At 37.8% G+C, this 21,321-nt stretch carries 21 protein-coding genes and 1 riboswitch; of the genes, 11 read left to right on the top strand and 10 right to left on the bottom strand.

Annotation, left to right across the window (positions count from 1 at the left end):
- Positions 1 to 189: 189 nt before the first annotated feature.
- Together NST91_RS02175 and NST91_RS02170 are read left to right on the top strand one after the other, a co-directional pair.
- Positions 190 to 357 carry a hypothetical protein gene (locus tag NST91_RS02175; protein WP_165918285.1) on the top strand — a complete coding sequence of 56 codons (168 nt, stop codon included), beginning with the start codon at positions 190 to 192 and terminating at the stop codon, positions 355 to 357.
- Between the two features lie 87 nt (positions 358 to 444).
- Positions 445 to 1,443 (top strand): dimethylarginine dimethylaminohydrolase family protein, encoded by a 999-nt coding sequence (locus NST91_RS02170; protein WP_341329812.1) that lies wholly within the window; start codon positions 445 to 447, stop codon positions 1,441 to 1,443.
- Between the two features lie 47 nt (positions 1,444 to 1,490).
- Here the strand turns inward: NST91_RS02170 and NST91_RS02165 are convergent, their stop codons facing one another.
- Positions 1,491 to 2,693: an ornithine--oxo-acid transaminase gene (locus NST91_RS02165; protein WP_341329811.1), complete on the bottom strand. Its 1,203-nt coding sequence runs from the start codon at positions 2,691 to 2,693 to the stop codon at positions 1,491 to 1,493.
- Between the two features lie 323 nt (positions 2,694 to 3,016).
- On the opposite strand from NST91_RS02165, the gene NST91_RS02160 reads away from it, so the two are divergent.
- A complete protein-coding gene (locus tag NST91_RS02160; RefSeq protein WP_341329810.1) occupies positions 3,017 to 4,411 on the top strand; it encodes a sigma-54 interaction domain-containing protein in 1,395 nt (464 codons plus the stop codon).
- A gap of 207 nt (positions 4,412 to 4,618) precedes the next feature.
- The gene (locus NST91_RS02155; protein WP_341329809.1) at positions 4,619 to 5,233 is read left to right on the top strand and encodes a hypothetical protein; all 615 of its coding nucleotides are present in this window, start codon (positions 4,619 to 4,621) and stop codon (positions 5,231 to 5,233) included.
- 77 nt (positions 5,234 to 5,310) lie between these two features.
- Here the strand turns inward: NST91_RS02155 and NST91_RS02150 are convergent, their stop codons facing one another.
- The 8 genes from NST91_RS02150 to cyoE form a co-directional block, all read right to left on the bottom strand.
- Positions 5,311 to 6,453, bottom strand: coding sequence for a trans-sulfuration enzyme family protein (locus tag NST91_RS02150; protein WP_341329808.1), 1,143 nt, complete (start codon positions 6,451 to 6,453; stop codon positions 5,311 to 5,313).
- 105 nt (positions 6,454 to 6,558) lie between these two features.
- Positions 6,559 to 7,119 carry a hypothetical protein gene (locus NST91_RS02145; RefSeq protein ID WP_341329807.1) on the bottom strand — a complete coding sequence of 187 codons (561 nt, stop codon included), beginning with the start codon at positions 7,117 to 7,119 and terminating at the stop codon, positions 6,559 to 6,561.
- Between the two features lie 4 nt (positions 7,120 to 7,123).
- The gene (locus tag NST91_RS02140; RefSeq protein WP_341329806.1) at positions 7,124 to 7,756 is read right to left on the bottom strand and encodes an SCO family protein; all 633 of its coding nucleotides are present in this window, start codon (positions 7,754 to 7,756) and stop codon (positions 7,124 to 7,126) included.
- A gap of 487 nt (positions 7,757 to 8,243) precedes the next feature.
- Complete coding sequence (locus NST91_RS02135) at positions 8,244 to 9,935, bottom strand: cbb3-type cytochrome c oxidase subunit I (RefSeq protein ID WP_341329805.1); 1,692 nt, start codon at positions 9,933 to 9,935, stop codon at positions 8,244 to 8,246.
- Between the two features lie 14 nt (positions 9,936 to 9,949).
- Complete coding sequence (locus NST91_RS02130; protein WP_099360970.1) at positions 9,950 to 10,417, bottom strand: cytochrome c oxidase subunit II; 468 nt, start codon at positions 10,415 to 10,417, stop codon at positions 9,950 to 9,952.
- Between the two features lie 11 nt (positions 10,418 to 10,428).
- On the bottom strand, positions 10,429 to 10,578 hold the full coding sequence (locus NST91_RS02125; protein WP_180271122.1) for a hypothetical protein: 150 nt from the start codon (positions 10,576 to 10,578) through the stop codon (positions 10,429 to 10,431).
- A 287-nt stretch (positions 10,579 to 10,865) separates the two neighbouring features.
- Positions 10,866 to 11,471 (bottom strand): methyltransferase domain-containing protein, encoded by a 606-nt coding sequence (locus NST91_RS02120; RefSeq protein WP_341329804.1) that lies wholly within the window; start codon positions 11,469 to 11,471, stop codon positions 10,866 to 10,868.
- 237 nt (positions 11,472 to 11,708) lie between these two features.
- Complete coding sequence (cyoE, locus tag NST91_RS02115) at positions 11,709 to 12,611, bottom strand: heme o synthase (protein WP_341329803.1); 903 nt, start codon at positions 12,609 to 12,611, stop codon at positions 11,709 to 11,711.
- 361 nt (positions 12,612 to 12,972) lie between these two features.
- Between cyoE and NST91_RS02110 the strand changes: the two genes are divergently transcribed.
- The 3 genes from NST91_RS02110 to NST91_RS02100 all read left to right on the top strand — a co-directional run bounded on the left by NST91_RS02110 (position 12,973) and on the right by NST91_RS02100 (position 15,236).
- Complete coding sequence (locus tag NST91_RS02110) at positions 12,973 to 14,310, top strand: gluconate:H+ symporter (RefSeq protein ID WP_341329802.1); 1,338 nt, start codon at positions 12,973 to 12,975, stop codon at positions 14,308 to 14,310.
- 204 nt (positions 14,311 to 14,514) lie between these two features.
- On the top strand, positions 14,515 to 14,961 hold the full coding sequence (locus NST91_RS02105) for a hypothetical protein (protein WP_341329801.1): 447 nt from the start codon (positions 14,515 to 14,517) through the stop codon (positions 14,959 to 14,961).
- Positions 14,949 to 15,236: a DUF2653 family protein gene (locus tag NST91_RS02100; RefSeq protein WP_121449390.1), complete on the top strand. Its 288-nt coding sequence runs from the start codon at positions 14,949 to 14,951 to the stop codon at positions 15,234 to 15,236. Before NST91_RS02105 ends, NST91_RS02100 begins: the two co-directional genes overlap by 13 nt.
- A gap of 212 nt (positions 15,237 to 15,448) precedes the next feature.
- Here NST91_RS02100 and NST91_RS02095 read toward each other — a convergent pair whose 3' ends face one another.
- Positions 15,449 to 16,639 (bottom strand): sensor domain-containing diguanylate cyclase, encoded by a 1,191-nt coding sequence (locus tag NST91_RS02095; protein WP_341329800.1) that lies wholly within the window; start codon positions 16,637 to 16,639, stop codon positions 15,449 to 15,451.
- A gap of 339 nt (positions 16,640 to 16,978) precedes the next feature.
- Positions 16,979 to 17,042, bottom strand: a riboswitch (cyclic di-GMP riboswitch).
- A 281-nt stretch (positions 17,043 to 17,323) separates the two neighbouring features.
- On the opposite strand from NST91_RS02095, the gene NST91_RS02090 reads away from it, so the two are divergent.
- From NST91_RS02090 to NST91_RS02075, 4 genes are read left to right on the top strand one after another with little or no spacing between them, the layout of a single operon-like run.
- Positions 17,324 to 18,433 (top strand): ABC transporter ATP-binding protein, encoded by a 1,110-nt coding sequence (locus tag NST91_RS02090; RefSeq protein ID WP_341329799.1) that lies wholly within the window; start codon positions 17,324 to 17,326, stop codon positions 18,431 to 18,433.
- A complete protein-coding gene (locus NST91_RS02085; protein ID WP_341329798.1) occupies positions 18,423 to 19,241 on the top strand; it encodes an ABC transporter permease in 819 nt (272 codons plus the stop codon). Before NST91_RS02090 ends, NST91_RS02085 begins: the two co-directional genes overlap by 11 nt.
- Positions 19,231 to 20,034 carry an ABC transporter permease subunit gene (locus NST91_RS02080; RefSeq protein ID WP_121449394.1) on the top strand — a complete coding sequence of 268 codons (804 nt, stop codon included), beginning with the start codon at positions 19,231 to 19,233 and terminating at the stop codon, positions 20,032 to 20,034. Before NST91_RS02085 ends, NST91_RS02080 begins: the two co-directional genes overlap by 11 nt.
- A complete protein-coding gene (locus tag NST91_RS02075) occupies positions 20,031 to 21,104 on the top strand; it encodes an ABC transporter substrate-binding protein (protein WP_341329797.1) in 1,074 nt (357 codons plus the stop codon). The genes NST91_RS02080 and NST91_RS02075 overlap by 4 nt, the downstream gene beginning before the upstream one ends.
- The last annotated feature ends 217 nt before the right edge of the window (positions 21,105 to 21,321 follow it).

Raw genomic sequence — 21,321 nt, 5'->3', positions numbered from 1 at the left:
TTTTCCTAAGGTAAAAAAAGATTAAATATACCAATACTGTATATATTTCAAATCAAGGACAACTATTCACTTTTTACAGATATTAGGAGCTAAGTCCTATTTTCCGCGATTTACCAAATAGTCCGTGATACATACAAAACCAACGAATGCAAAAACTACGATGGAAAGCATTTGAAAGGAGAGATCAATATGGGTCGTGGAAAAAGCTTTAACCACAAAGAAAAAGGCCATCCTGGCAACTTTCCAAAGAACAGCATAACTGAAGAAAAAGACCATAGTCGACAATTTGAACAAATGGAAGGTATTGTCTCTCATGAAGCTTTTAAGAACCGAGAGAAAGAAGACGAAATGCCTTAATACGAAAGCACCTTAAAAAAAAGAACCCCCAAGATTGAACCAAGGGGGTTCTTTATATATAAGACAAGAGTAAAGCAGGTAATCCAAATGAATAAAAACAAGCTAAACTTTTCAAGAAGGATTGTACGAGAGCCCTTTCAGGACATTACACTTATCAAAGAAGTTTGGGGCGAATTTTTGGGGATTACAAGTGATATCGGGCAGCTAAGAAAAGTATTAATGCATCGTCCTGGTAATGAAGTTTTAAAACTTCATCAAAATCAGAAGGAAATTGAAGCTGGTCCATTATTAGGAAAGTATATAAAGGGCACACAACCTGAAGATCTCGAAGCCAATTTAAAACCTAAATTACAGATCTTGCAAGATCAACATGACCAATTGGTAAAAGCTTTGAGGCTTGAAGGAATAGAGGTTGTCTTTCTTGACCGAACTAAGCATGAAGAATTACCGGAAAGAACCTTTACTAGAGACTTAGGAATGATTATTCCGAGTGGTGTCATTTTGTCGAGGCTTGCCCTTTATATTCGATATGGTGAAACTCGTTTGGCCGAACAAACCTTTAGCAAATTAGGGATGCCAATTCTAGGCCGTATTCAAGGACATGGTTTTGTCGAAGGTGGAAGTTTTACCATGCTTAACAAAAACACAGCCATTATCGGTCGCTCGGAACGCGTAAATTCTCTTGGTATTGAACAATTAAATTACATTCTTTCTCTACAGGATATTGATTTAATAACAGTTGATTTACCATCTACCATCATTCATCTCGATGAAGCATTTCTTCTTATCGATCATAATAAAGCACTTATTAATAAAGCTCTACTTCCTTATTGGTTTATAGATGAACTTCATAAAAGGAAGATTGGATTATTTCATGTTCATCCGGAAGATCCCCCTTTAACGATTAATGTCTTACCGATTTCTCCTGGAAGGCTCATTTTCCCCTCTTCTGGAGTAAAAACAATGGAATTACTCAAAGCAAATGGTATTGATATTATCCCTGTAGACATCTCCGAGTTCTATAAGTTAGGGGGAGGAATACACTGTTTAACACTTCCGCTTATACGTGAACCTATAAACCAATAAAAAAGGGATCAAGCGTAAAAGACTTGATCCTTTTTTCGAATATGTGATTATCCTAGAACCATCGCAATGCGTTCGATTGCCCAATCTAACTCTTCTTTTGTTACGATTAAAGGTGGAGCGAATCGAATAACCGTGTCATGGGTTTCTTTACAGAGGAGCCCTTCCTGCTTTAAAGACTCACAATACGGGCGGGCAGCCTCTGTTAATTCAACTCCGATAAACAAGCCACGCCCTCTCACTTCTTTAATAATTGGATTTTTTATCTCTTTTAATTGATTCAAGAAATAATCACCAAGTTCAAGAGAACGTTGTGCTAAATTTTCCTCAATTAAGACGTTCAATGAAGCAATGGAGACAGCACAAGCCATTGGGTTTCCTCCAAATGTAGAACCGTGAGAACCTGGGTTAAATACACCTAATATGTTTTTATTGGCAACGACACAGGATATTGGAAATACCCCGCCTCCTAATGCTTTACCTAAAATATACATATCAGGCTCTACATCATCCCATTCACATGCAAACATTTTTCCAGAACGACAAAGCCCCGCTTGTATTTCATCCGCAATAAACAGGACATTGTTTTGTTTACATGTTTCAAAAGCTTTCTTAAGAAAACCTTCTGGTGGAATAATAATTCCAGCCTCTCCTTGAATGGGTTCAAAGAGAAATGCTGCTGTATTTTCAGTTATCGCATTTTCTAGTGCTTCAATGTCCCCATAAGGAACTAGTTTAATTCCCGGTAGCATTGGACCGAATCCACGTTTATATTCTTCTTCCGAAGATAATGAAACGGCCGTCATCGTCCGTCCATGGAAGTTTCCAATACACGCGATGATTTCAGCTTGATTTTCCTTTACACCCTTAACATCATATGCCCATCTACGTGCCGCTTTAATAGCTGTTTCAACAGCTTCCGCCCCTGTGTTCATTGGTAGTGCCATGTCCTTATTTGTCATTTTACAAATTAATTCATACCATGGGCCAAGCTGGTCATTATGAAATGCTCGCGATGTTAGTGTAACGCGATCAGCCTGATCCTTTAAAGCTTGAATGATTCTGGGATGACGGTGACCTTGATTAACTGCAGAATATGCGCTTAACATATCCATATATTTATTTCCTTCGGGATCCTCCACCCATACGCCTTCTGCTTTTGAAATTACAATTGGTAGTGGATGATAGTTATTTGCACCAAACTTTTCCGTTTGGTCAATGATTGTTTTTGAGTCCGCTTTAATTTGAGCCATCTATTTAACCTCCAGTAGCTATTGTTGTAGTGAGAATTTCTTCTTGTCTACTATTTTGTGCAAGAATCATGCCAACTTCTCATGTTGGTGCATTTTAAATGATTTCTTTTAAAAAAGTGCATTACGCTCAGGTAATTCATACGAATGACCATCTTTAGAAATAAGACATTTTTTTATCTCCATAAATTAATGCAAATTTTCTTTGCACCTACTATATTTTTTTGCGCAAAAATATTTTTCATTTCCCAAAGTTAATGCAAATATAATTTGCCCCTTTGTTTTTTTCTCATATAATAAGAAGTAAGGAAAAGGGTGGGGATATCATGAAACAAGTTGAGATATTAAAAACCAAAGCAACTGAGCAATTAGTTAATGAAGTGGATGTTGGTATACATGTCGTTGACTCTCAAGGCACAACGATTATTTACAATCAAAAAATGGCTCAGATTGAAGGGATGAACCAAGATGATGTTCTAAACAAAAAGCTGGTTGATGTATTTTCGTTTCACAAAAATGAGGATAGTACGTTGCTTCAAGTACTTAAGACGGGTAATTCCATAAATAATGCTAAACAGACCTATTACAACAACCGTGGTCAGGAAATCACCACCATCAATAACACAATCCCAATTATGGATGGCAAACAACGTATTGGAGCGATGGAAATTGCCCGTGATGTTACAAAAGTTGAGAAGTTACTACGTGAAAATATGAACCGGAAAAGTGATACTCATTATACATTTGATAGCATCATAGGGAAAAGTTCTGCAATATTGGAGGTAATTGAGTCAAGTAAACGTGCTACTAGGACAAGTTCCTCCATTCTCATCATAGGGGATACTGGTACAGGAAAAGAGCTATTTGCTCAAAGTATTCACAATGGAAGTACCAGGTCATCCGCTCCTTTTATATCTCAGAATTGCGCTGCTTTACCGGACAATCTGATTGAGGGTCTCCTTTTCGGTACAAAAAAAGGAGCTTTTACAGGTGCCATTGACCGCCCAGGTTTATTTGAACAAGCAGAAGGAGGCACTTTGCTATTAGATGAGATTAATTCATTGAATCCTGCCCTACAAGCAAAGCTTCTACGAGTTATTCAAGAAAAAATAGTACGAAGAGTGGGTGACACGAAGGATAAAAAAGTGAATGTGCGGATCCTAGCTACAATGAATGAGGACCCCATTGATGCCATTTCCGAGGGTAGACTTCGAAAAGATTTATATTACAGATTAGGTGTCGTAACCCTTTTTATTCCTCCATTACGAAATCGGAAGGAAGACATTAAAGAACTCGCTTTTACTTTTATGGAAAAATATAATCATCTGTTTGGTCTGCAAGTAACAAACATAGCAGATGAGGTATTACAGACATTGATTCAATATGACTGGCCTGGGAATGTTCGGGAGCTAGAGCATATTATAGAGGGAGCTTTAAATATCATTACCTATGAGGATACGATTACTTATAACCATCTCCCCATGCATTTTCGTAAAAAAACACATATTAAACCTGTATCTACAAAAAAGGCACCACAACCCTCTTTAATCACAGAGGTTCAGCCGTTAGACAGTTACATGGAGGAAGCAGAAACCTTATACCTAAAACAGGTACTTGAACATTATCATTTTAATATCACAAAGACTGCTGAAGCACTTCGCAAGAGTCGCCAAAACCTCCAATATCGATTAAAAAAATACGGAATTAATAAGCCTAGGTGAGATATTCCTGGCTTGACATTCTTTTTAAAATTACACACTTATTCGATATCTAAAATCTTACAAATATCATCAAATCCCCCCTTTTCGCACAAATATTGCTCGGGAAATGAGTAGAAATAAGTCGAAAATATAGTATGTTATCGGTTCTGGGGAAGGTGAAACTTTAGTAATTGACGAATGATTATTAGTTAAAGGCTGGTGATTCTAGTGAAACAATATGTCTGGTATGCAAGTTATGGCTCAAATATTAATAAGAAACGCTTTCTTTGTTACATAAAAGGTGGCAGACCCAATGGTTCTACTGAAACGGAGGTTGGCTGTAAAGATCCCTCATCTCCGATTGATGAAGGAATCTTTACCATCCCCTACCCATTGTATTTTGCGAAGGAAGCTAGGAGATGGGATTCAAAGGGTGTTGCTTTTATTGATGGTTCCCCGAATGAAAGAACAGCTACCTATAGCAAGAAATATTTAATTACATCTGAGCAGTTTATTGATGTGTTAAAACAAGAGAACAGTGGAATGAAGATTGATATTGACTTGCAGGAAGTGAGAGAATCAGGTTCAATGGTTTTCCGTGAAAAGGCGTGGTATGGGAGAATTCTATATCTTGGAGATGATGATGGTTATCCAATTTTTACGTTTACCGCCCCTTGGGATATAGATACTGTTGCTTTCAATAAACCTTCCTCTGAATATTTGGATACGATTATTTCAGGCCTTAGAGAGTATTATTCGAAAGAGGAAATCATACAGTATCTAGAAAACAAACCTGGTATAAAGAACAATTACTCAACCCAGGAGCTTGAAAGATTTCTTTAGGTAACAGGATGCAGTTTTGCTTCAAACAAATGTTTGTTTGAAAAACGAGTACCCATTATTATGGATACTCGTTTTGTTTATTTCAATGAATTTTCGATAGCTTTTTCAAATACAGAAATGATATCTTCGGAATGTTCGATCCCCACCGAGATTCGCACAAGTTCGTTCGTAATTCCTAATGATTCCTGTGCCTCTGCCGGTAAAGCACGATGGGAAGTCTTTAGAGGGTGAGATACAGTTGTCTCTACTCCAGCTAATGTTGGAACTAGCTTAACCCAGCCTATCGATTTGAAAAATTGATTCACATCAACAGTTTTTGCAAGTTCGATTGACACCATTGCTCCATATCCTGTAGTTTCTGCCTCAAACGGATAGTACACTCTTGCAATGTTAGGATTGTTACGCAAAGCTTCCGCAAGTTTTCGAGCATTTGAAGACTGTACTTGCATGCGAACGGCCAATGTTTTTAAGCCACGAGTTGTTAGCCAAGCTTCAAAAGGACTTACATTCGCACCTAGATTAACAACCTTTGCACGCGCTTTTGAAACCAAGTCCTCTCTTCCCACAACAACCCCTGCAGTTACATCACTATGTCCACCAATATACTTTGTCGCACTGTGAACAACTACCTCCACCCCAAGCTCATATGGGTTGCAATGATATGGTGTCGCGAATGTGTTATCTACAACAGTGACTAAGTTGTTTCGTTTTGCAAGTTCGACCACAGCCGGTAGATTTTCGACTCGTAAAAGTGGATTTGTGATTGATTCAGTATAAAGCAGTTTTGTATTCGGTTGGATGGCCCTTTCTACTTGTTCAAGGTCTGCAAAGGAAACAAAAGTTGTTTCCACGCCTAGATTACGCAACTCTTCATGTAGAAGATGAAAGCTCCCCCCATATACGTCCTCTGCTGCGACAATGTGATCTCCACTTTTTGCAACAGATAGGATTCCAGCTAAAATTGCAGATAGTCCAGAAGATGTCGCGATACCTGCTGGTGCTCCTTCAATTGCTGCTACCATTTGGCCAAGCTCGTCCGTATTAGGATTTCCAGTTCGCGAATATAAGTAATTTCCTTCTCCTTGGTAATAACCCTCTAAATCTTCAAGGTTATCAAAGGTAAAAGCCGATGTTTGGTAAATTGGTGTTACCTTGCTTCGAATAGGTAATTTCGCTTTTTCTATACTATGTATTAATTTTGTCTCAAACCGTTTTACCATTTTCCTCACCCTTTTTAGTATTTATTGCTATTATTCTGAACCTTATTTTAATGCATGTCAATCAGAATACTATAAAAAAGAAGCTGCACCTGCAGCTTCTCTCACCTACTCTTTATAGATAGATTGGTCTGTATAATTGTTATAAACCAAATAAATAACAATACAAATTGCGGTTGTTATAAAACCCCATCCCAGTGTGATTTGATCGATTACAAGGTAATTATTACATAGTTGCATATTTGTATTTATATATAACACGCCCATACCCAAATATTTCACTGTAAAAAAGATAAAGACGAGATTTTTTGCACGTTCACTTAGTTTCTTCCAGCTATCTCGTAAAGGAACACCCGCTAAAAAAGATAAACTAAGAAATTTAAATACTTCCATGCTTGTAATCGTTAGTGTCTCATCCATTGTTTTTGGAATTGTCCAATACACCATGATTACAGTGAATAATAAAATACCTGGTATTCCGTTTTGATTCCATTTCTCAAAAAACTGTGGAAACTTTTGTTGAAACAGTTTACCCATAAAAAATCCAGCAATTACGATTGAAGGCATTTGCATGTGCATATGGATGATCATAATTGACTCCAGTAAATCAGCAACAGGAGGAAGCGCTAATACGAATAACAGCCCTAGTCCAATTAAAAATTGTTTCATAGCCTTATTCCTCCTTTTGACTTTCTAAAATACTAGTAACCTTGGCAGTGGCTTGATCAATTTCCTGATAATCCATTACTTCGATCAGTAAACCATTTGGATCAACTAAATAAAAGGCTGAGTTATGTGCAAAGTTACCTTTTCCATCGGGGATTACGATTACACCAAATGTATCGAGTAGGGTTTGTAATTCCGTTTCGTTTGGTATCCTTGCCATTCTCCATGTTTCTCCGTCAGATCCAAAGAAGGTGCGATATTTACTTAAAGTTGCTGGATCGTCCCTTGTGGGATCAAAGCTTATACTTAAAAAGACGATATCTTTCCCGATGTATTCTTGAGGAATCTGCTCATATACCTGCGCCATATTCATTTCTAATTGTGGACAAACAGTTGTGCAGGCTGTGTAGAGAAAAGTGATGAACACATATTTATCTTCAAACTCAGAAATAGGATATGTCCGTCCCTCGCTATCCTCAAATGTTACATCTGGAAATGCTGGCTTATCCTCTAGTAGTTGGTTTACTCTTGCTGTTTCAGCAGTAAACGCCCGTAATCCATCGGTTCCCGTATAGAACAGCACACATCCAAATAATAAGATTACTATACAAGCGAATGTCGTTCGATTTTTTTTGATCACGAAGATCACATCCTATTTCTAGTTTTTCCATCTACTAATATCAGAAAGAGATAGCAGAAGTTTCGCTATCTCTCTCTATTAAGGAACAACTCCTTGATTGTCTAACTACGGCGCCTAGAAACTCGAGAAAATTCTACTCCTCCTGCAGAGGCAAAGAGCGCCTCTTTGTCGGAGTCTTCGACGCACAGGATGTGCTAGTGCTGATGTTGCCACAGGACGTGGCGTTTTTAGTCGGCCAGTTTCCTCGTTTCTGTTCAAGGCGCCTGCGCTTTTCGTTTTGTCTAGCTTCGGCTCGCAGCGACTAGCGAGACTTCCCTCACCCTCCGTACGAAAAGGTCAACATCGGTTCGCTTCGCTCCCCGTGTTTCCTTTATCTCCTTAAAGAACACAGACTAAGTTCGCCACGTCCTGTGGCAACGTCTGCGTGACCCACTTCGTGTGGGCCTCACTCCGTACGTCGCTAAAATGCTCGCCTGCGCTTTTCTAGTTACCAAGTTTTAAATGGTGGTGATCCTGGAGGTGCGTTTACAATCATTTCAGTTAATGGTAATACATAGGCCATTGCAATTACTAGAATCATAAGCACAACCCATAGTCCCCAACGTTCTGTCCAGAATGGAGTTTTTGAAGCTGTTTCTTCTACTTCAGCAATTGGGAATTCTGTTTCGCCTTTTGGTGCAAAGAACATCATATTGAATACTGCATATACTTGGATGATTACCGCTACAAGTAATAGTGTTGCACCGATACCAATTACCATCATAAATGGTTCCCAACCTGCAGCTTGTGCACTACCAAAGTAGTCTGTGAAAGATGTTCTTCTTGGTGAACCAAGAAGTCCAACCCAGTGCATTGTGATCGCCATGATAACCATACCAGTTGTCCAGATGATGGTTTGAACAACACCTAATTTATTCATTCCTTTTGTTAATACACGGCCTGAAATATGTGGGACTAACCAGTAACTAATACCAAAGAATGTCATTACGACTGACATACCTAGTGTTAAGTGGAAGTGTCCAACAACCCACATTGTGTTGTGTATAACTTGGTCAAGTTGGTTCGTTGTTTGTGCAATACCACCAGCACCCGCTGGGATAAAGGCAGCCATTGCGATAAATGGTGATAAGAAGCGAACGTCTCCCCAAGGTAACTTTTTAAACCAACCTAAGGCACCTTTACCTCCTTTTGCTTTTCCAGTACGTTCAAATACTGCAAACATTGCCCATGCTGTCATTAATGATGGGAAACCAATTGCTAAACTCATGAATACGTGTAGGAATTTTACTGATAAATTAATTCCTGGATCAATAATTTGATGGTGGAATCCACCAGTAATGTTCATGATAACTAGGGCAATAACAACTACACGAGTAAGTGTATCACTCCAACGTTTTCCGCCAATGATTTTTGGTATAATGACATACCAAGCAGATACAGCTGTTAAATACCAGATATTAACTGCTGTGTGTCCGAATGCCCAGAAAAGTGTACGAGAGACCATTACGTTAATTGTATCTACCCAGCCAAGTGTCCATGGTAAAATCAAGAATAATACTTCAACTGCGACAAATGCAGTTGCACCAACTAGTAGAATAAATACACCTGTAGCAAAGAAAGAAAGGATTGGTAAATGCTGACCCTTATGATTCTTTCTCCAGTTTGCTACTTGAATAAATGCACCAGCTGCTAAGATCCAAATACCTACTACCACTAATGCTAACCCGATATAGAACACTGGGTGTGCTGCCATTGGTGGATAAAAAGTGTACATGACAGATGCTTCATTCATTAGAACAGGAATGACGACTAATACGATACCAAGGATTTTCGTCCAAAAGCCCACCCATGCCATCCTTCTAACTTTAGGTAATAATCCACCTAAATCATGAGAAAGACCTGCGTAAAAGTAACCAATGGTAACAAATGCTGAAAATACTACTACTAATAATAGGCCATGTGCTGTTAATACTTGATAATAATTAAGCCAACTTGGCAATTCTAGAAGACCTGCACGATTTAATCCTTGGAATAATCCAAAAAGTCCACCTAATAATAATGCGATAAATGCTACTGATAAATAGGATTTCGAAATCTTTGCATCATCTAGATTAACCCCTAAAACTTTGTTTGTCTTTTCTTTAAATGTCAAATCTGAATTTTTTAATATAGTTGCCAATGGTCTCCCCTCCTTTATTTAACCGTAATTGTTGTAGACATTAATTGGTGACCAGAACCACAATATTCATTACATAGAATTAAATACTCACCAGGCTCGTCGAACGTTTGAGTGATTTTTTGAATATGTCCTGGCATTACCATTGCATTTAAGTTTGTACCTGCAACTTGGAATCCGTGAACTACGTCTTTAGATGTCATGATAAAGTGAACCTTTGCACCCGCAGGTACTTCAATTTTTGCTGGTGTAAAACTAAATATTTGTAACGTCATAACTACTTCATATTCATTTTCTCCGATTTGATAAACACCTGGTTTGTCGAATGGAGCTGTTTCATCTACTTTCTGAGGATCGATTGTTTCCATATTACTTGGTGGTCCCATTTCTAATGCAAATGTTTGGTATCCTGTTATAAGCATGAATCCAATGATAAGGCCGAAACTTATGGTAAGCCATATTTTTTCATCACGATGCATCTTCATTTTTTTCCCTCCTAGAATCTAGCCATAAATAGGCCGAATAGTAATAGATACGTAGCAAGAATGACTGCTCCAACAACACCAACTGAAATCCAGGTTCCAACTAATCGTTCCGAATTTCCCCCGTTTGTGTTTTTATTTCTGTTAACTTTTGAAGCTCCCATCCAACTCAACCTCCTTATGTTCTTCTTACTTACATCATAATTAGGAATAGTTCTCAATGTTGTGAACTGAATCACACATCAAGTGTAATTTTTAATACACTCATAAAAAAAAGACGAGAAAAAAGGCTATTTCTCGTCCCCTAACTTTTGATTAAAACTCAATAAAACCGCTCTAATTCGGCTTTTTGTGGACTTTTCCTCCCTTGTACCCTTCGAAGAAATCCGAAAATGACAAATTGGTGAACTAACCCCTGCACAAAAAAGCAGCCTCCGAATTTGGAAGCTGCTTAATCAAGTTGATAAACTAAAAATCTCTCATATGTGTTTTTCTCAAACAATTCAGGAATGATGATTTCTTTCTTCATTTGAAAAGGTGTATTGGTTTCTACAAAATAGGTGTACTCGTTTGATCCATAATAAAGAATAATCTCTATGTGTCGTGGATTCTGCTCGTATGAACGTAGGATATTAGACAATGTATGCTTAAAAACCTGTATAGAAAAAGGATTAAAAAAGTAAAAACGATTATCAAGCGAGTTAATTTTATAATCCTGTGCGGCACAATGGTGAATTTCAATTTCACCTTTTTGGTAACCTGACTTTTTAAAATAGCGTACTCGATTTTCCACCGCTTCATGATAGAGACTTTTGTCAATCTCAATCCCAACAACAGATGCCCCAAAATGGTGATGTATATAAAAAAGAAGCCTACCCTTGCCACATCCAAAATCCACTACCCGGTCGGTTTCCTTCAATTGATAATGCAAAAATAGTGCGTCGAGCCCTTCATATGGCGTCGGTTCATAGCGGTGATAATGTACGGAGGGGCTAAATCCCTTTTGGCCTCCACTTGTTTTTACATGTAAAAGTGCATCGTAATACTTATCATCCATTGGTAGTCTCCTTGCCATGATGTGATTAATATGGTATCCCTCTCAATGCAAATGTTAGCTTTTCTGGATTGCGAATGGAAAAGATATGTTTGATTTGATTTTTCTCTTCTTCAAAGCATACCATATTCTCTTGTTGGTTATCTCGTTTAATCAAGTACAAAAGATCTGAATTTATTTGTGAAATTTTGTTTCACAAAAAACCCCGCTACATTAAATGTAACGAGGTTCGTGGCAAGGCTATCCAAAATATTTTGGTAATGTAACGACGACCATTAATAGGAAGATTATAAAAATATAATTCACTGAATATAGAAAGTTCCAGCGAGCCCATTTCATATCATCCTTAACCGTAAATCCTTTGACACTCAATACAATCCAACCAATATTAAGCACTGTCGAGAGTACGACAAATACTAATCCTAGGTCCCCTAAAAAGAAAGGTATCGGCAACAAACAGATCACCCAGAACAGAAAATGCTTCTTCGTTACCTCAAATCCGCGAACGACTGGGAGCATCGCGACTTTAGCCGCTTTATACTCTTCATACTTTCTCATCGCAATCGCATATGTATGAGGCATTTGAAAAACAAATAAGATCAAGAAGAGCATAATTGGAACGATGTGATCGATAGGTGCAACCGCAGCCCACCCCATTAAAGGAGATACGGCGCCAGAAACACTTCCAATCACAGTATTAATCGTAAATCTGCGCTTTGACCACATCGTGTATAACACAACATATGTGAACCAGCCTATAAATGTAAAAAAGATAGCTTCAAATGTTGTGAAATATAGAAAAATGAATCCTAGAGCAGTACAAATGATTCCTAATACCAGAACAAATTTCAATGAAAAATGCCCTGTTACAGTTGGTCGCTTTTTCGTTCGATCCATGACTGTATCAATGTCAACATCATACCAGTTGTTTATGATGAGTGCCCCCGCCATAACGAGCGTACTTCCGATTATTGTATACAGAAACAATCCCAGATTGTCCTGAAAAGATGCGCCCGTAAAGTAAATGGCTAACCAAAATCCTGAAAACACGGGTAGAACATTGGCTATTAAAACCCCTGCCTTAAAAAGTGATTTAAGATCAGCTATGAGGGATGTTTTTTGTATTTGAATTTCTGATTGCATGGATATCCTCTCTCCTACGGTTCTATTAGAAGAACATTATGCTTCAAATATACTATACCATTTTTATCGCTCTTAGGATAAGAAAACCACTTTTTACCTACTTCTATAGTGAATTCCACCCAACTCCCATATCATTCCGCTCCCTACAGTTAAATAGTAAAACTTTCTCATTGCTTCCCTCAAAAAAGTTTTGTAAAATTAGACCATCGCTTTTTGTTTGTTTCCTAAACAAATTAATAAAAAGTTTTCTGATTTGAAAACGCGCTCAGTTTTCTAAATATTTTTTTCAATAAAAGAACAACACTTACGGAAGCAAATGTAAACGATATTACAGCTAAGAGAGATACAGGAGGAAAGAAAAATGGATTGGTTTGTAGACAATTTACCGATTATCTCGGTAATTCTTGGGGTTGCTTTACTTCTTTTTCTAAATATGAAGCTTAAGCTAAATAGTGTGATTGCCCTTTTACTATCAGCAATCCTTGTTGGTTTATTAAATGGAATGAATCTAACAAGTATTGTTTCAACTATTAAGGCCGGCCTTGGCAGTACACTTGGAAGCCTTGCTTTAATAATTGGTTTGGGTGCTGTATTAGGTAAATTAATGGTTGATTGTGGAGCAGCCCAACGTATTGCTTCTACTCTATTAAATAAGTTTGGTGTTAAAAAGGTAGAATGGGCCCTAATTATTATTGGTATGGTATTTGGAATTTCCGTCTTCTATGAGGTCGCCTTTATTATTCTAGCGCCACTTGTTATTAGTATTGCGATGGAGGCAAAAATTCCATTCTTAAAGCTTGGAATTACAATGGTTGCAGCTACTACTCTATCACATAGTTTATTCCCGCCACAGCCTGGTCCGACTGCATTGGTCGATGCTTATGGCGCAGATATGGGTATGGTTTATATAATTGGTATTGTTGTTTTTATTCCGGCAGTTATCGCGGCTGGAATCATTTTACCAAGAATGATGAAAAATTTAGATCGTCCGATTCCAAAATTAATGGAAAAACCAAAAGAGTTCACTGAAGGAGAAATGCCTAGTTTTGGTTTAAGTCTTTTTGTTCCATTAATCCCAGCAATCATGATTATGACTGCAACTATTCTAAATATGTTTATCGAAGAAGGAAGCTTGTTCCATGAAATTATTAACTTCCTAGGTAGTGCAGAAATTAGTTTACTTGTGGCTGTTTTAATCGGTATTTATGTATTTGGTATACGTACAGGTCGAGACATTAACACTGTAATGGACTCTTTCTCAAGCGCTATCAAAGGAATTGCGATGATAATCTTTATTGTAGGTGCAGGTGGTGCCTTCAAACAAGTCATTCTTGATTCTGGTGTTGGTGACTATATTGCTTCGATGATGGAAAATACTACAATTTCACCGTTGATTATGGCTTGGTTTATTACTGCCTTAATTCGTATTGCTACAGGTACAGGTGTTGTATCAGCGATAACTGCTGCTGGTATTGTAGGTCCTCTAATCGATACATTTGATGTTAGCCCAGTATTAATGGTTCTTGCAACAGCGGCTGGTAGTAACACAATCACACACGTTAACGACGCATCATTCTGGTTATTTAAAGAATATTTCGGTCTAAGCATTAAAGATACCTTTAAGACATGGGGTCTATTACTATTCACAACTTCTATTGTAGGTTTGGGTGTTGTCTTGATCCTTGATATGTTTATGTAATACATTCTGCGAGCCCTAACAATTTCGTTAGGGCTCTTGTTACTATTTACCAATCATATTTTTTAAAAAAAGCGAAACCAAACTCTGCTTTCATCGTATATAAGAGAGAAAGTTGATGAGGAGGTATTGCAAAGCGCAATAGATTGGATAATAAGGTATACTATTATAAATAAAATAACTAACTTATGGAGGTATTTCTATCATATGAAAAAGATATTATCAGCATTAGTAGCACTTACTTTGATTTTTTCCCCGCTTGGGAGCTTTGTTTTCCAAGACCAACCAACGGCTGTAGAAGCAAAGGGATACAAATCAGGTAAAAGAGGATTCAATAGTAATATTGGGAACAAAAATAAATCAAACTTCCAGCAACAACAGAAAAAACAAGACAACAATGTTACGAACAAATCTACTACTCCTACCACTCCAAAAGGTGGATTCATGTCTGGTGGATTAATGAAGGGTCTTATGCTTGGTGGACTTGCAGGATTCCTATTCGGAGGTCTTTTAGGTGGAATGGGTATGCTTGGTTCATTTTTAGGATTAATGATTAACGTTCTTGCGATTTACGTTCTGATCTCCATCATTCGAAAAATCTTCGTCATGATTAAAGATAAAAAGAAAAAAGAGACTGATCCATGGCAGCGCTAATACTTTCTGAACAGGAAATTATAAATGCAGTTTGTGTCTATATCGGCTTAAAAAAGCAAGTAAAGCCTGAAGAGGTTGAAGTGGAGCTGATGTATGACGATGATTACGGATTCTCCGCAGAAGTATACGTGAACGATCGAAAGCAGGTTCTCATTATGGCGAACTTAATTGAAGCAATTCGTTTATGGCTAGGCGAATTTCTTAACCGTGACCCATATGCCGGAATCAAACTTGTGTTGGACGACGAAGAAGGTATTATTGCCCATATCAACTAAGAAAAGCGCAGGGCGCCCCAATTCCAGCTAAAAGCATGCACGTCCTGTGCATAACGCTGGAATCCTTGCCATCCTGGCATGGGCGATCAGCACAAGACGAGCGCTGACAGAAGGTGATTTTTACCTTCAGAAGCGATTGGCTTGTGACCTCGTGCCGATGGTGCCTGGAGCTGGACAACGAGTAAAAAGCTCATCCATTTGGATGAGCTTTTTTATTTCGCTATTACGATGCGTTTTTTTCCACTTTCTTTTGCAGCATATAGCGCTTGGTCGGCTGCCTTTTTTAAAGAATCTACGGTCGTTCCATGGTGTGGATATATCCCGACACCCGTACTGATCGAAACAATGATTTTTTCATTCTCCATGATGATTGGGTTTTCATTGTAATACTCATTTAAAGTTGCGTAAATTTCCTTTACACACGTGTCGCTGCTATTTTTAATCAGAATCATGAACTCATCTCCGGCATAACGATACCCCTCAAACTTTTCATTACATACCGTTTTCATTCCGTATGCTAGTACCTGTAAATATAGGTCACCAGCATCGTGCCCAAAGCGATCATTGACCTGTTTTAAATCATCAGAGTCTATCATCATAACTGTTATTTCATCATTCTCATTTTTGATCAGTTGTGCTAAATCCTCATGGAAGGCACGGTGGTTTTTTAAACCTGTTAATTCATCCGTACGAGACATTGTGTAAATTTTTTCATATAATCTTGCTGTTTCAATCGAGTTGATCACTTGCGCTCCGATCATTTGTAGTAGTTCCTCATGCTCTTTCCGATAAGCAAAATCTTTAAAGCTCTGAGTTGAGATGACACCTTTGACCTGGTCATCAATGACAACGGGTACAAAAAGACAGGAGCTTGTGTCCTCGTCCCCCTCACCCATTTTCGTATCATATTCAATGTTCTGGTTTTGATGTTTGAGGTGGACGATTTCCCTTGTTTTGATGACTTTTGATGTGTAGTTTTCGCCAAAGTCTACGGTACTTGGAGGAGCTGGTTCGCCATTATCCATAATAAAGACTAAATGAATATGTTTGTCACCAGGATTATGCAATGCAATATAAAATGCATCAGTAGGCATAACACGTGAAACCATTTCATAAGACTTTTGGAGAAGGACGGATTCATTTAATGTTTTACTGCAGACTTGTGCGAAATCATGTAGGATTCGGTAATGCTTATTCATCCAATGCATGTTTTCCATTTGTTCGTTTATTTCTTGGAGTTGATTTAAAAGGGTACTGGTAATCTCTTGTTCTTCTTTTTCCTGACATGTTTGATTAAGTAAAGTACGAACCTCGTCAGAAATTAGAGTCTTCTCAGAACCAATCATCTCAATTAGTTCGCTTAATTTTTTTAGCAAGTTAAGATTCTGGATTGTTTTCTCCATGTAATCACTTCCAAATTTTTTTAGAGGATGTTCCAAAATTCGTTTGAAATGTTCCAATTCCAAAAATCTAGTAATATAGTAGCAACATATTGTTAATAATTTGGTATAAAAAAAGACTAATCATATACCGATTAATCTACGTTCTTTCGATACGAGCTGTACTCGGTAACTGGCTGGCATGTCCAAAATGAGGATGTTCCAAAACTCAGGTAAAAATGACACATAGAATTTCTGGGTTGGCTTACTTCTACGTTCCTCACGTATAATTACATACGCTCTGGTACAAAAAAGCTACGCCGCCTTGAACTTCTCGGTCCTTTTTATCTTCCATTTTGAACACTAGTGAACTTTAGCCCCTATAGTTTTGCGTCTTCATCTTTCAATGAATTTGCCCTTACTTTATCCAATTAACTCATTAAAGAAAGAGTATTTTAAATAGTACTATAATTATATTTCTATTTTCCTCTTTGGTCAATGAAATCGTTATAATCTTTTGCTAAAAACGGGAAAATTTTCCTATCCCAAATGCCCTATACACTTCTCTTGTTTCAATAAGAAAATAGTCTTCCCTAGTTTTCTGACTTGACAATTATAATTATTATTGTTTTTTTTGCCGATTCGTGTATAATTATGCCGGATTACGTTATGAATCTTATCTCTATTAATAGAAAGAAGGGGGTTGCTATGAACAGTATACCTATAATCCAATTTAAAAATGTCACAAAGCAGTATGACAATGATCCAGCTGTTCTCGACAATGTTAGCTTTGAAATAGAAAGAGGAAAATTTTATACTCTTCTCGGTCCATCTGGGTGTGGAAAAACCACGATACTTCGGTTAATCGCAGGATTTATTGAACCATCAAGTGGTGAGGTTTATTTTAATGGTAAAAAAGTAAATACGACACCTGCAAATAAACGTCAAGTAAATACAGTGTTTCAGGATTACGCCCTGTTTCCACATCTTAATGTATTTGAAAATATTGCTTTTGGGTTACGTATAAAGAAATTGAAGCAATCTGAAATAGATAAAAAGGTAAAAGAAGCTTTAAGCTTTGTTAATCTTGCAGGCTATGAAAATCGTGAAATTCAAGAAATGTCAGGTGGTCAGAGACAGCGTGTTGCGATTGCACGTGCAATTGTTAATGAACCCGAGATTATCTTATTGGATGAACCATTATCCGCTCTCGATTTGAAGCTTCGTACCGAAATGCAATACGAGCTTCGCGACCTTCAGAAGCGGCTTGGTATTACTTTTATCTTCGTTACCCATGACCAAGAAGAAGCTCTTGCCATGTCTGATGAGATATTTGTACTTAATGAAGGAAAAATTCAACAAAGTGGTACCCCTATTGATATATACGATGAACCAATCAATCGTTTTGTTGCTGATTTTATCGGTGAATCTAATATCGTAAAAGGAAAAATGCATCGAGACTTTCTCGTAGAATTCGTCGGAAAGACATTTGAATGCGTTGACCAAGGTTTTTCAGACAATGAATTAGTCGAAATTGTCATCCGTCCAGAAGATTTAGAAATTACTTCTGTTGAAAAAGGAAAACTACAAGTTGTAGTGGATTCCCAGTTATTTAGAGGAGTACATTATGAAATTTGCGGTTTGGATAAGGATGGAAATGAGTGGCTTGTTCATTCAACTAAGAAGGCTAAAGTTGGCGAAGAAATTGGACTTCATTTTGACCCAGAGGCAATACACGTTATGCGTCTTGGTGAAACAGAAGAAGAATATGATCGTCGTTTAGAGGCATACGTGGACGGGGAAAGCCATGGAAAATAAGGTAACACGTAATCTTGTTTTTATCCCTTATGCATTATGGATTCTCATATTTGTTATCGCTCCAGTTACACTTGTTCTCTATTATTCTTTTTTTGATATAGAGGGAAATTTATCTTTAGTAAACTATAAAACATTCTTCACACCCGTTTACTTAAAAATGACGCTGAGCTCTTTTTGGTATGCGTTTTTAATTACAGCTGTAACTCTATTAGTTGCATATCCGACAGCGTATTTAATTACAAGAACAAAACATAAACATCTGTGGTTATTATTAATCATTGCTCCATCCTGGATTAATTTACTATTAAAAGCCTATGCTTTTATTGGAATTTTCGGAACTTATGGCACAGCGAATGCGATTCTTGAAGTGTTTGGTATTGGCTCTAAACAATTATTATTTACGGATTTTAGCTTTGTGTTTGTATCTGTATATATTTTTATTCCGTTTATGATTTTACCAATCTTCAACTCGTTAAATGAATTAAACCCTAGTCTGCTAGATGCTTCTCGCGACCTTGGGGCATCTAAATGGACTACGTTTCGTCGTGTGATTTTTCCACTTACGATTCAAGGGGTAAAATCTGGCTGTCAGGTTGTATTTATTCCTGCTTTATCATTATTCATGCTGACACGACTAATTGCAGGAAACAAAGTGATTACACTTGGTACTGCTATTGAACAGCAGTTTCTTGTCACTCAGGATTGGGGCATGGGTTCAACAATAGCTGTCTTCCTGATTATTTTTATGGTAGTAATTATGGTCGCAACTGGAAACCGCAAGAAACGAGGTGCTAAAAATGAGAGATAAACTGGCTATTTCTTCTAAGGCGTATCTATTTATTATTTTCTTCATTTTATATGCACCGATTTTCTATCTCGTGTATTACTCATTCAATAGTGGTGGCACGATGAGCAATTTTGAGGGCTTTACCTTGGATTGGTATAAAGAGCTATTCGGGGATACTAGACTGCTAATCATCGTGTTAAATACATTTGTGATTGCCTTGCTTTCTGCTCTTGTATCGACCATTATTGGCGTGCTTGGAGCCATTTGGATTCATTCGATTAAACAAAGACAAACTCAAAATACTTTACTATCGTTAAATAACGTCTTGATTGTAAGTCCTGATGTCATTATCGGTGCTTCCTTTTTAATTTTATTAACAATGGCTGGAATTAAATTAGGATTTTATTCTGTGTTACTTTCACATATTGCCTTCAGTATTCCAATCGTTGTACTTATGGTACTGCCAAAACTAAAAGAGATGAGTCCTTCTTTAATTGATGCAGCGAGAGATCTCGGAGCAAGCCAATGGCAGGTTCTAACAAAGGTGATTATTCCTTACATCACACCAGGAATTTTTGCTGGATTTTTCATGGCCCTTACGTATTCCTTCGATGATTTCGCTGTTACATTTTTCGTAACAGGAAATGGTTTCTCAACGCTATCTGTTGAAATCTATTCTCTTGCACGACGAGGAATCTCGTTAAATATTAATGCATTGTCAACTCTTCTCTTTATCTTTACAATGCTTCTTGTTGTTGGATATTACTTTATTGCACAACGAGGAAACACACGTGGATTGGGGGTTCGGAAATGACGAAGCTCATCCGTGCTTTTATATCAATTGCACTTGTATCTGGTGGGTTACTCTACCTTATCCACCATTTAAATTCATCACAGGGTCTCGCTGGTGGGAACACGTTGACGATTTATAACTGGGGCGACTATATAGACGAAGAACTGATCGATCGTTTTGAAGAAGAAACTGGAATCAAGGTTATTTATGAAACCTTCGACTCTAATGAAGCAATGATGACAAAAATCGAACAAGGTGGAACCACCTACGATATCGCGGTGCCATCTGAATATATGATTGATAAAATGCGCCAAGAGGACTTACTCATCCCTCTTGACCATTCAAAACTACCAAATTTAAAAAACATTGATGAACGGTTCATGGATCTTCCTTTTGATCCGGGGAATCAGTACTCAGTCCCATATTTCTGGGGAACGGTCGGCATTGTCTATAACTCTACCATGCTTGATGGTAAAGAATTTACAAGCTGGAATGATCTCTGGGACCCTTCCCTAAAAAATGAAATCATCTTGGTTGATGGTGCCAGAGAAATCATTGGAATGGGGCTTAACTCTCTTGGTTATTCATTGAATGATACTAATCTTGACCACTTAATTGAAGCAAAGGCAAAACTGATGAAGCTTACCCCAAATGTAAAAGCAATTGTTGGTGACGAGGGTAAAGTACTGATTCAAAATCGCGAGGCTGCGATTGGAATTGTTTGGTCGGGTGATGCCGCTGATATCATGTGGGAAAATGAGGATCTGAACTATGTCGTACCAAGCGAAGGCTCTAACCTCTGGTTTGACAATATGGTCATTCCGAAGACGGCCAAAAATATTGATGGCGCACATCAGTTTATTAATTTTATGCTGGATGCGGAAGTAGCAGCTCAAAACACGGAATACGTCAGCTACTCTACTCCAAACAAAGAAGCACTACAATATATGCCAGAAGATATGGTGTCTGATGAGCGTTTCTACCCATCTCCAGAGCTAACCGAAAAGCTTGAGGTGTATGAAAACCTTGGGAAAAAAAACCTCGCCATCTATAACCAGCTTTTCCTAGAATTTAAGATGGGACAGAACTAACAGAAAAGCGCAAGGTGCCCGAATTCCAGCTGAAGGTAGGTACTCTTGTGCCTACCTCAGAAGCTTAGCCGTCCTGTCGTGGTCGGCAAGTACTGAAAAAAGGCATCTTTTTCCCTCAGAGGGGATTGGCTAGATAAGAGAGCCGAGATGCTCTTTCTTGGAGCTAGCATCGAATACAAGGACTGTATCATAACCGATACGGTCCTTGTGTTCGTTT

This window comes from Ferdinandcohnia sp. FSL W7-1320 (genome assembly GCF_038050315.1).
Lineage (GTDB): Bacteria > Bacillota > Bacilli > Bacillales > Bacillaceae_L > Ferdinandcohnia > Ferdinandcohnia aciditolerans.
The sequence above is the reverse complement of the archived record's forward strand: the minus strand, read 5'-3'. Positions and strand labels throughout refer to the sequence as shown.